This window comes from Ruegeria sp. HKCCD6157, assembly GCF_013110685.1.
Classification (GTDB): domain Bacteria; phylum Pseudomonadota; class Alphaproteobacteria; order Rhodobacterales; family Rhodobacteraceae; genus Ruegeria.
The window spans coordinates 25,151-36,257 of the sequence record NZ_WVRB01000012.1; the positions used below are offsets into that span (position 1 = coordinate 25,151).

General features: G+C 59.5%; 8 protein-coding genes. 4 read left to right on the forward strand and 4 right to left on the reverse strand.

Annotated features, from left to right (window positions below; translation table 11 throughout):
- Window positions 1-39 precede the first annotated feature (39 nt).
- The 4 genes from GS612_RS20020 to GS612_RS20035 all read right to left on the reverse strand — a co-directional run bounded on the left by GS612_RS20020 (window position 40) and on the right by GS612_RS20035 (window position 6,419).
- Window positions 40-1,038: a hypothetical protein gene (locus GS612_RS20020; RefSeq protein WP_171642686.1), complete on the reverse strand. Its 999-nt coding sequence runs from the start codon at window positions 1,036-1,038 to the stop codon at window positions 40-42.
- Window positions 1,031-4,744, reverse strand: a complete 3,714-nt coding sequence (locus tag GS612_RS20025) for a hypothetical protein (protein ID WP_171642688.1) — start codon at window positions 4,742-4,744, stop codon at window positions 1,031-1,033. The genes GS612_RS20020 and GS612_RS20025 overlap by 8 nt, the downstream gene beginning before the upstream one ends.
- Before the next feature lie 177 nt (window positions 4,745-4,921).
- Entirely contained in the window at window positions 4,922-5,767 is an 846-nt protein-coding gene (locus tag GS612_RS20030; protein WP_216603663.1) for a Rossmann-like and DUF2520 domain-containing protein, read from the reverse strand.
- 22 nt (window positions 5,768-5,789) lie between these two features.
- On the reverse strand, window positions 5,790-6,419 hold the full coding sequence (locus tag GS612_RS20035) for a response regulator transcription factor (protein WP_224859546.1): 630 nt from the start codon (window positions 6,417-6,419) through the stop codon (window positions 5,790-5,792).
- Window positions 6,420-6,639: 220 nt separating this feature from the next.
- On the opposite strand from GS612_RS20035, the gene GS612_RS20040 reads away from it, so the two are divergent.
- The 4 genes from GS612_RS20040 to GS612_RS20055 are packed head-to-tail and all read left to right on the forward strand — an operon-like array spanning window position 6,640 to window position 10,951.
- Window positions 6,640-7,881 carry an aminotransferase class V-fold PLP-dependent enzyme gene (locus GS612_RS20040; RefSeq protein ID WP_171642692.1) on the forward strand — a complete coding sequence of 414 codons (1,242 nt, stop codon included), beginning with the start codon at window positions 6,640-6,642 and terminating at the stop codon, window positions 7,879-7,881.
- Window positions 7,882-7,896: 15 nt separating this feature from the next.
- Window positions 7,897-9,093, forward strand: a complete 1,197-nt coding sequence (locus GS612_RS20045; protein ID WP_171230724.1) for a malate--CoA ligase subunit beta — start codon at window positions 7,897-7,899, stop codon at window positions 9,091-9,093.
- Window positions 9,093-9,980: a succinate--CoA ligase subunit alpha gene (gene sucD, locus GS612_RS20050; protein ID WP_171642694.1), complete on the forward strand. Its 888-nt coding sequence runs from the start codon at window positions 9,093-9,095 to the stop codon at window positions 9,978-9,980. Before GS612_RS20045 ends, sucD begins: the two co-directional genes overlap by 1 nt.
- On the forward strand, window positions 9,980-10,951 hold the full coding sequence (locus GS612_RS20055) for a D-glycerate dehydrogenase (RefSeq protein WP_152460412.1): 972 nt from the start codon (window positions 9,980-9,982) through the stop codon (window positions 10,949-10,951). Before sucD ends, GS612_RS20055 begins: the two co-directional genes overlap by 1 nt.
- The last annotated feature ends 156 nt before the right edge of the window (window positions 10,952-11,107 follow it).

The window sequence follows — 11,107 nt, forward strand, 5'->3', positions numbered from 1 at the left end:
GCATTGCCAAATCACTTTCGTGCGTTTCAGGCAGCCGTGCTATGGCGCAGCGAACTCGCTTCCTGTCCAGACATTGTCCAGTTGATTGAAGACCGGCGAGGTAATGAGCATTTCAGCGGAATAAAGCAGTTGCAGCTCATCCGCAAACCGCGTGACGCCCGGCACAAGCCCGGTGATGTTGCGCCATTCCGCCCAGGTTCCGGGATTTGACAGACTGGTCGGATTGACGGGATCCGCGGGCTGGTGCCACCCGGCGGCGTTCAGCAGTGGTGTGAGCGCAAAGCGCGCATCATTGCTGTCGACTTCGGTACAGGCAGTGGTGTCGCATTCCCAACTTGTCCAGTCCGCCACCGCGATGGTTCCGGCGATCGGAGCGGCTGCGTCGATGACCCGAACCATAACCTCGAACCCGCCACCAGCCGTCGGACGGCTGAGCGACAAAGGGTCTGTCGCCACGGCGTGCAAAGCCGCTGTTGGCGCCAGACTGAATGTCCGGCCGATCAAAGCCAGCTGCGCAGAGCCGTCTGTTGCGGGTGCAGACCCCGCAGCAGGCAGGACCCTGAAAGGTGTCAAAATCGGAACCGCGCCACCGCGGATTGTGATTTCCTGCACCGCATTGTCAAAGGCCGGAACAAAGTCGCTGCGGATCGTATAGGTCAACGGGAAGCTGGGTTTTTGCGGCCCCGCAGGTCGGGCGCCGTCACGTGTGACAAAGGACAACGGTGGAACGGCACCGGGCTGTGGCAGCGAAATCTGCGGCCCTGCTATGCCCAGAGCGGCCGCGATCATGCGCGCGCGCTGTTCGGCCTCTCCATACTCGCTGAGCAGATTTATGTAGCCGCCGATCTCGGTGATGTTGCGCGGGGCAGGGATGCGGGATGGGGCAATGTCGCCAGCGATGGCCAGCCTGTGGGCTATAACCTCTCGGGCGCGCTGTATCGCCGGAGAATTGGTGGTTTCAAGAATATTGATGATGGCCTCTGCAAGGCTTTCATCGATGCCCGGTTCGGGGGTTGCATTTGTGCTGGTGTCACTCATCGTCGTCCTCCGCAGGGGCGCTCAGGCCATTGAGGAAATCCAGAACGGATTGGCTGCCGGCCTTGGTTGCGCTGCCGTCATCCGCATCCGTATTGGCTTTGGTAAAGGCCCCGAAAAGCTTGGCCAGAAGCAACGTGTTGGAGGGATTGGCCAGAGCGGCAGCACCGCCGGGAAAATCCTTGAACAGGTTTTGAACGAAACCGGTCCGGTTGCCATCCGGTTGCCCGCCAATCAGCGCAGAAACTCCCGAAGCGTTCTTGGCGATATCCTCAAACCCCTTGAGCTTTGCGGCATTGTCGGCAGCTGTCTTTTTCTTCTCGGCGGCTTGCTTTTTGGCTTCTTCCTCTTTGCGGGCCGCGGCGATCTCTTGCCCTTTGCCCGCCAGTTCAGTGGCCTTGCCGACAAGCTCTTTGGTCAGATCCGTCGCCGTGTCTATGGCCTTGTCCCGACCGGCGGCGACCGATTGCGTTTCAAGGGCCAGTTGCGCCTGCAACTCTTTCAGACCTGTCAGATCGGTTCCCGCCCGTGCAAGATCAGGCGCGGCCTTGAGGATCTCGGCCAGTTGCGAAGTGGGCACGGCCTGGCCCGTGCCGATGTCGCCCCCTGCGATGGTAAGCGTGTTCGAAGGTTGATTGGCCGGCAGGTCCGATGGCGCACGGGTGCCAAAGATTGCATCACTGTCCGCGGGCAGGACCGGCGTGTCACCAACCGGGGGTGGCGTCGGGCTGTCCTGCCAGTTCCAGAAGCGGCGATGGTCGATCATCTCGCAGGAATTGCAGCGGCCCAGAACGGCCTCGCCCAACAGGCCCCTGGTCGGCAGCGAGATCGTTCGGCGCGGTGGCCGGAAGTCTTCGCGATGGAAGGCCAACAGGCTGTCCTGAATGTCGCCGGTCCGCATCTCCATTCTGTCGGCCAGATCGGGCGGGATCGAGAAGGGCATGATCATCGCATTGCCATAGAACCCCAGCACCTTGTTCTGGACCGTGCTGAGCAGCGATATCTCGCTTGAGTCGTCATCCAACCCGCCATCGGGCACGCCGATGGTGAAGCGTTCCAGCAGGATGGCCCGTTCCTCATCTGTCATACTGGCCCAGATCACGCGGGAATAACGAACGGTGTCGGCAACGATATGCTGATACATTTCTTCGATCCGCCGCAGATCACGGCGCGACAGCACATCCGGCACTTCCTGTACGGAATAGGGCAGGGTCGCAGGCAAAGCCTGGAATGTATTGTCGTCAACGATGGTCTGCGCGTCTTCATTCATGCGCGCTTCGAACTCGCTGATCATCGGCGCGCCGACCAGATCGTCGAAATCCGAGCCTGAAATCGTCGTGTGAAGGCTCCGGCTGATGTTGCGCGTGGCGCGATCCAGATCATCCGCATCTTCCAGGTTCGAGATATGTTCCCAAATGTTGAAGATGTTGATCGGGTCCGGGCCGGTATAGAATGAATAGGCAAAAGAGCCCGTCCGCCTGCGCAACTCGACGCGGGCGATGTCGGAACGTTCGACCGAGCGGGGCAACGCCACGGATCCGGTATAAGTCCGCCGGTTGGTTGGATCACGGCGCGCGTCAGCCAGCCGAACCAGCAGGTTTTCGCGTGTCTCGGCAGGCAAGTCATGCAGGTTGTCGATGTCGATCGGCGATCCGGTCAGGGGCACTGGCCCAACGCGATCGCCATCCTGCGTGAAGATCACCGCGGATATGTCATCATTGGGCATGAAAGTGCCCTTAGCTTCGAAGCTGACGATGTCCTGCGCGACACCCGGAGCATTCTGCGGTGTCGCGTCCTTGTCCGCGTAAAACTCTTCCAACAGTTTGAGGGCGGTGCGGAACCTTCGGCGGTTTCGGAATGCGCGGCGGAACACGTCTGCGTGGCGCAGGATCACCTTGTACCGGCTCAGCAATCCGGACCGGCTGACATTGCCCGGCAATTGATCGCCTTGCCCCAAACGGCGAAAGCGGATGAGCTGCATGGGAACGAAGACGACCAATTGCACGCCTTCGATCCGCGTTTCCAAGGAAAAGTCGCGCAGAACTTCGAACCATTGCATCGTCATTGCATGACAGTGGTTGCGGTTGGCCACGAATTTTGTCGTCGCCGTCCGCCGATCACTTGCCGTGGCTGTGCGAACGCTGGTTCGGGCCGAACTTCGCTTGACCGAAGCGGCCCGTTCCAGCGCAGCCGAGAATGTCTCGTGCGTGTCTGACAGAAAATCGCGGGACGTGTTCTGCGTGTTGGACGAACTGCCTGACGAGTTGGAACTAGAACGCGCGCCGCTGAAACCGACCCCGCCCACTATGGCCCCGATGCCGCCGAACAGACCGCCACCAATGCCGCCGGCGCCCCCGAAGCTTTTTGTGAACGCCTTGGTCGAGAAAGAGGATGTTCCACGGATCACTTCGTCCAATGCGGTTTCGAATGTGCTGTCGAAAGAGGTATCGCGCGCCTCTTCGAATTCCTGTTGTTCCTCGAAGGTCAGGCTTTCGCGTTCGCGCACGGTCAGGGTTTCGCGCTGTTCCGACACGACGATCCGTTGTTCCTCGCCCGGGGCAAGCGGCAGGGAATAGACCAGACGCCCCAATGACATTCCGGCGTGGACGGCGGTTGAACGCATCTTGGCGATATAGCCAAGCGCCAGGCTGGAAGCTTTTGGCACATCCTGCGGGCGCTGTTCCAAGTCTTCGAAAAAATCCTCAATATCAATGGGTTCGTCAATCGGTATCCGATCGCGGAAATCCCAGTTTCCGCCGTCATTGTTGAATGCGCTCAACAGTGTTTCGGCAGAAAGATTGGCCTGCGCAAAGGTGCTGCCCGGAATTGTCGTGACAAAGCGATTGCCGCCAACGGGGCGGGTGCGAACGATGTTTTTCGGCCCGACAAGCGGGTCGATCAGCCGATAAAGAACCGAATAACGCCGCCGCGAAACCGTGCCTCCTTCGGTTCGGTATTCCGAAGCGCAATCACCTTCGCCCAGCACGATGGGCGCCTGCGTGCCGGTGAAGTCGGATATGTTCTCTTCCGCATCCTCGGGATCCACCGGCAGAATATCGGCAAGCTCACCCAGGATCGAGCGCTGCAAAGGGAGGACGGTGCGATCCAGCACCACGAGACCCAATTCGCCATCCAATGCATCAATGCGCGGCACTGCCTCGGTCAGAGTGGTGTTCTGCCCCCGGATCCGCAATCTGAGGCCATTTTGCGGCAGGCGCAGATTGGGCAGATCCAGCGAAAACAGGCCCCGCGCATCCGTTACGGCGGCTTTTACAGCCCATGAAAAATCCCCGTTGTCGATGCCTTCACTGGCGGTGAAGGTTGGGCGCAGCGCTTCAACGATTACCCGCTCGGCAGGGGTCCCGTCGGGATTGATCAGTTCACCGCGCAGTTTCGGGGCAAGGGTTGGGACGACAGCGCCCAGAAACCCGTCGGTCAGATCCTTGCGTATGGTTTCGAGCTGACGAAAGACTGCACCGGTGGCCTGCACGCGCTGATCGACCAGATCGTTGATCACCTCGGCAGACAGGTCAATGCCGACACCACGGCGCAGCGCCTTGAGCTTCTCGGCTTCGACGCGCCTGAGATCGTCAAGGCTGTCAGCCGTAAAACCGGCCGATCCCGAGAGTTCCGCCGAGATCGTGGGATTGGGTCGAGAGGTCGGAATGGACAGCGTAATGCGCGGGGGCTCACTGCTGGAGTCGGACATGAAGTCACCTCGTAGGAAAGCGCTGCAAGAAACTGAGTGCCGGGAAAATTCAAATCTCGAAAGTTGACCCAACGTAACATGTTTCAGGGATTCGCAAAAGAAACGCCCGGGCCCGCCTTTTCCGCGACGCATTTCGAACGCAGGATCCGAAATGCCTTTCAGCAATGGATCTGGCGATTACTTCGTGAAACCGGTTGCCTTCAGCTTTTGCGCCAGCAGGCTCATTTGCTTGTAAATTTCACCTGCATCGCGGTGCCACGCCGCTACATCCGCGCCCTGCTGGGCAACGACCTCGGAGTCCCCTCTTGCCGCCGGACCGGTCAGGGCAGATTGTGGGCCAAGTAGGTCGACGTTTTCGACTGTGCTGCTCAACAAACCAGCGTTGAGCTTGCGGGCAGTTTCGTCCGGCACGCCCGCCTCGGCCCACGCTTCGCGGGCGATGGCCTGCAAGACAACGGCGAAGTTGTTCGATATCACAGCGGCTGCATGATACAGGCTTTTGCTTTCAGACCGGATGGGAAAACAGGTGGCTCCCAATCCCTCCAGAAGCGGCTGAATGAGCGCTGTGGCGTCTTCATCGCCTTCCAACCCGCACAGCGCCTCTTTGAATTGCGCAGCAGCGGCCTGTGGATCGGCGAAAGACAGGACGGGATGAACGCTGGACAGAGACCATGAGAGGCTTCGCAACGGCGCCAGTTGCTCGGCAGGAAAATAGCCGCTGCAATGGAACGCGACTGAAGGCTTCCCGGTTTTTTCTTGGTTTTCGAACGCCTCTTTCAATTCGTGGGCCACCGCAGAAATTTGCGTGTCGGGTACTGAGAGGATCCACAGATCAGCTGGCCGCAGATCGGCATAGCTTGCGGCAACGCGCCCGGTTTTGGACAACTGGGCGGCTTCATTTGCCGACTGAAAGGATGTGCTCAGAATATCCTGGATCCGGCAGCCATCAGTGCCATCCAGAAGGCTGATCAGCGTTTTGCCGACCCGCCCGGCACCGACAACGTTAATTTTGATTTCAGTCATCTGGGCTCTCTGTTCTTGTCGTCTAGTCCGCCCCACGGTGGGACGAATAGAAAAACGCAATCGCTTGAGTTCTGTTTTTGACGTTCAGCTTCTCATAGATATTGGACAGGTGAAACTTGACCGTGTTGGTGGATATCTGAAGTTCCTTGGACAGTTCCCGGTTCGACATCCCCTGTGCCAGGGCCTCCAAAATGGCGCGTTCCTTGCGCGACAGGCTTTGAATCGGATCCTGTTTCATCTTCCGGACGTCGATGAACGGAAACACCATCTTGCCTGCTGCCACTTCGGCGCAGGTCTCAAGAAGGCCTTCGACCTCGCCCGAGCGGGCAGCAAATCCAGCGGCGCCCGCCTGCATCGCCAATCGCGGGACATCCCCAGAGGCATCGCCATAGATGACAAAGCGCGGTGCATCGGCCTGATCGCGCAGCACCTCGATCAGTTTGGCGGCACCCAGGGCCGGAAGCGTCCAGTCCACGACGCCGACCTGTACGGGTATCCGCATCACCGTTCCCAGAAACCCTTCCGCCGTCGCCGACGTGGCGACCAGAGAGAATCGGGGATCACGTTCGAAAATTTCCGACATGGCCGAAAGCACCAGCGGGTTGCTGTCCGCAAGCATGATGTCGATGGGTTTGTCCGATGTCTCAACCATATGATTTTGCCCATATTTTACAAAAAACTACCCAAAAGGGTGGGGTAGATTTCGGTATACCGTCGTATTTTTGCCAAAACGGGTAGGTAATTACCCACACTATTAGCCATCCAAAAGCAGTAGTAAGTTACGTTGCGCCATCCGGCAAGCTCGCGTTTTCTGATCGGTATCTTGAACCATCAGGCCGTAATGCCCGGCCAACAGCCGAGGATGTCAGACCATGACCTTTCAGATTTTCCCTCCGCTCGAAATTCCCGAGACCCTTGCCGCAGGGCCGGGGCCGGGGAACACGGATGTGCGTGTCCTGAAAGCCTTCGCCGGCGCAGGTGTCGCCGATCACATGCAAGGCGATGTCCTCAGGGGCATGATCGAATGCAAGCACATGCTGCGGAAAATCTGGGGCACACGGAACGCTTACACTTTCGCTGTCGCGGGTACCGGATGGAGCGCTCTGGACACCATGTTCTCGGCCGTCATGCCCGGTGACAAGGTTGTGGCCTTCACCAACGGCACATTTTCGGGGATCGACGCGTTGACGCTGCGGATCAAGGCGGCAACGCCCGCCGAGCACGCGGTCAGCCCGCTTGACCCACAGGCGGCGAGTGTCACGGTGGTCGACGTTCCTCATGGCCAGCCGGTGACGGCTGAACTGGTTGAAGCGACTCTGGCCGAGCACAAGCCGAAATGGGCCTTCATGGCGCATTGGGAAACCGGATCGGGCAGGGTGAACGATCTACGCGGTTTCTCGGAGGCGTGTGAACGTCATGGCGCCATGGGGCTGATCGATGCGGTCTCGTCACTGGGTGTCGAAGACTTTGCGATCGATGACTATCCGGGTGTGGCAGGCTGGGCATCCTGTCCGCAGAAAGGCCTGTGCTGCCTGCCGCTGACCTATGCCCCTGTCAGCTTTGCCGATGCCTATATCGAGGCTCTGAAATCCACAGGTGCCTATACCTACGTGCACAATCCGATCTTCGAGGCACGCCACTGGGGCATCGTCGAGGGGCAGGACGTGGAAAAGGGCACCTATCACCGGACCCATTCCGGATATGCGGTTGCGGCATTCCACGAGTCATTGCGCCTGACCTTGCAGGAAGGTCTGGCCAAGCGGTCGATGTCTTACCGGACGCATGAAAAGGTTCTTCGGGACGCGGTGACCGAGATGGGGTGCGAGGTCACCTCGGACATGCCCAGCCTGATCGTGCTCAACCTGCCTTCCGCGCTTTCTGGCCGCGAGATGGAACTGGTGCAGAACTGCCGCGCCCGCGGGTTTGGCATCTGGCCCACCTTGAGCGAACCGGTGCAGGTTCGCATCGGCATCCTCAATCAATTGAATCGCGAGGCCGTCAGCCGGATCGTGCGCCTATTCGCCGAAGCCATTCGTGAGCTGGGCGGAGAGGTCGATCAAGACGCGATCGAAGCTCTGCTGGAAAGCCGTTACGGCACTTCAATAGCTGCTTAAACAGGAGCGCATCAGATGGATATCCACGAATACCAGGCGAAAGAAGTCCTTTCGAAATTCGGTGTCGACGTGCCTGCGGGCGCGCTTGCCTACAGTCCTGAACAGGCGGCCTACCGGGCGCGCGAACTGGGTGGCGACAAATGGATTGTCAAGGCGCAGGTCCATGCAGGCGGGCGCGGCAAGGCCGGAGGGGTCAAGCTCTGCAACAGCGAAAACGAAATCTACAAGGCTTGTGATGATCTCTTCGGTCGCAAACTGGTGACGCATCAGACAGGTCCTGAAGGCAAAGGCATCTATCGTGTCTACGTCGAAGCAGCAGTGCCGATTGACCGGGAAATCTACCTTGGTTTTGTGCTGGATCGCTCCAGCCAGCGGGTGATGATCGTCGCCTCGTCCGAAGGCGGGATGGAGATCGAAGATATCTCGGCCGACCGCCCCGACAGCATTGTCAGGTCCATCGTGGAACCGGCCGTCGGGCTTCAGGAGTTTCAGGCCCGTGAAATCGCCTTCAATCTTGGGGTTGAAGCCAAACTGATCCAGCAAATGGTGCGGACGTTGCAGGGCTGTTATGCCGCCTTCAGCAATCTTGACGCCACGATGGTCGAAATCAATCCGCTGGTCATCACCGGTGACGACCGGGTGCTGGCGCTGGATGCCAAGATGAGCTTTGACGACAACGCTCTGTTCCGCCACCCGCAGATCGCTGAACTGCGCGACAAAAGCCAGGAAGACCCGCGCGAAAGCCGCGCTGCGGATCGCGGGCTGTCTTATGTCGGGCTTGACGGCAACATCGGTTGCATCGTCAACGGGGCCGGTCTGGCGATGGCCACCATGGACACGATCAAGCTGGCAGGCGGCGAGCCTGCAAATTTCCTCGACATCGGCGGTGGCGCGTCGCCTGAACGGGTGGCCAAGGCGTTCCGGCTGGTCCTGTCGGATGACAATGTTCAGGCCATTCTGGTCAACATCTTCGCCGGTATCAACCGCTGCGACTGGGTGGCTGAAGGTGTCGTTCAGGCGTTGAAGGAACTTGACCTCGATATTCCCGTCGTTGTGCGGCTGGCCGGCACGAATGTCGAAGAAGGCCAGAAGATCCTTGCCAAATCCGGACTGCCGATCATTCGCGCCACGACGCTGATGGAGGCAGCAGAACGCGCTGTGGGCGCGTGGAAAAACGACCTTACTCAGGGCACCAAAATGAGGGTTGTGTAATGAGCATTCTTCTCGATCGTGACACGCGTGTCATCGTGCAGGGCATCACTGGGCGCATGGCGCGGTTCCACACCAAGGACATGTTGAACTATAGCACGAACGTGGTGGGTGGCGTCGTGCCCGGCAAGGGGGGCGAAACCGTCGAAGGCGTTCCGGTTTTTGACACCGTCAAACAGGCCGTCGAAGCCACCGGCGCCGATGCCAGCCTGGTCTTCGTGCCGCCCCCGTTTGCGGCGGATTCCATCATGGAGGCCGCCGATGCGGGCATCCGCTATTGCGTTTGCATCACCGACGGCATTCCGGCACAGGACATGATCCGGGTAAAAAGGTACATGTACCGCTATCCGAAAGAAAAGCGCATGGTTCTGACCGGTCCGAACTGCGCCGGCACCATCTCGCCCGGCAAGGCGTTGTTGGGCATCATGCCGGGGCATATCTATCTGCCCGGACATGTAGGGATCATTGGCCGTTCGGGGACATTGGGATATGAGGCGGCGGCCCAGTTGAAAGAGCGCGGGATCGGCGTTTCGACCAGTGTCGGAATCGGGGGCGACCCGATCAACGGATCGTCCTTCAAGGACATCCTTCAACGGTTTGAAGACGACGAAGACACGCATGTCATCGCCATGATCGGCGAAATCGGAGGCCCGCAGGAAGCGGAAGCCGCCGAATATATCCGCGACCACATCTCCAAACCCGTGATCGCCTATGTCGCCGGTCTGACCGCTCCGAAAGGCCGCACCATGGGGCACGCGGGGGCGATCATCTCGGCCTTCGGCGAAAGCGCCAGCGAAAAGGTCGAGATCCTGTCCGCCGCAGGTGTCACCGTGGCCGAAAACCCTGCCGTGATCGGTGAGACGATCGCCCGCGTGATGGAGGCTGCGTGATGGTCAAACCTTCGGTTCTGGTTACCCGTCGCTGGCCTGCTGCCGTCGAGGCGCAGCTGGCCGAGAACTACAACACCGTATTGAACACCGGCGACAAACCCATGTCCCCGGCTGAAATCCGGCAAGCGTTGAAATCCTATGACGCCGTGCTGCCCACCGTAACGGACACGCTGAGCGCCGAGGCACTGGATGTGCCGGGTGTGCAGACGAAAATCCTTGCCAATTACGGCGTCGGCTACAGCCATATCTGCGAGCCCTTGGCACGCGAGTTGGGTATGACCGTGACCAACACGCCCGACGTTCTGTCCGAATGCACCGCCGATATCGCCATGACGCTGCTGTTGATGGTGGCGCGTCGGGCGGGTGAGGGCGAACGCGAGTTGCGTGCGGGTCAGTGGACAGGATGGCGGCCCACGCATCTGGTCGGAACCAAGGTCAGCGGCAAGACACTGGGCATCATCGGATATGGCCGCATCGGACAGGAGATGGCCCGCCGTGCGCATCACGGGTTCGGCATGGACGTGCTGGTTTACAACCGTAGCGCCGTATCGCCCGATGTTCTCGCCGGATGCAACGCAAGACAGGTGGACACCATTGATGACCTGCTGCCGCAATGTGACTTCGTTTCACTGCACTGTCCGGGCGGCGCAGCCAACCGCCATCTGATCAATTCGCGCAGACTTGGCCTGATGAAGCCTGACGCATTTCTGATCAACACCGCACGAGGCGAAGTGATCGATGAATGGGCGCTAATCCAGGCATTGATGTTCGACATGATCGGCGGCGCTGCATTGGATGTATTCGATGGTGAACCGCGTATCAGCCCGGATCTGTTGCAATGCGACAACCTCGTCATGCTGCCGCATCTGGGCAGCGCAACCCGCGAAGCGCGCGAGGCGATGGGGTTTCGGGTTCTGGACAACCTGAGCGATTTCTTCGAAGGCCGCGAACCTCGGGACCGCGTGATCTGAGGCCACCTTCAAACATCACGCAATGGCGTCCAACGCAGCCGTGGCTGCGTTGCGTTCCTCAATTAGGAGATATGACCCGTGAATGCCCCGCACCGTTCAGACGGATTTTTCACCCAGTCCCTTTCTGATCGTGATCCCGAGCTTTTTGGCTCGATC

Excerpts from the sequence above, each read along its gene's own strand:
- GS612_RS20020 (WP_171642686.1), bottom strand. The coding sequence starts at position 1,038 with ATGAGTGACACCAGCACAAATGCAACCCCCGAACCGGGCATCGATGAA.
- GS612_RS20025 (WP_171642688.1), bottom strand. The coding sequence starts at position 4,744 with ATGTCCGACTCCAGCAGTGAGCCCCCGCGCATTACGCTGTCCATTCCG.
- GS612_RS20030 (WP_216603663.1), bottom strand. The coding sequence starts at position 5,767 with ATGACTGAAATCAAAATTAACGTTGTCGGTGCCGGGCGGGTCGGCAAA.
- GS612_RS20035 (WP_224859546.1), bottom strand. The coding sequence starts at position 6,419 with ATGGTTGAGACATCGGACAAACCCATCGACATCATGCTTGCGGACAGC.
- GS612_RS20040 (WP_171642692.1), top strand. The coding sequence starts at position 6,640 with ATGACCTTTCAGATTTTCCCTCCGCTCGAAATTCCCGAGACCCTTGCC.
- GS612_RS20045 (WP_171230724.1), top strand. The coding sequence starts at position 7,897 with ATGGATATCCACGAATACCAGGCGAAAGAAGTCCTTTCGAAATTCGGT.
- sucD (WP_171642694.1), top strand. The coding sequence starts at position 9,093 with ATGAGCATTCTTCTCGATCGTGACACGCGTGTCATCGTGCAGGGCATC.
- GS612_RS20055 (WP_152460412.1), top strand. The coding sequence starts at position 9,980 with ATGGTCAAACCTTCGGTTCTGGTTACCCGTCGCTGGCCTGCTGCCGTC.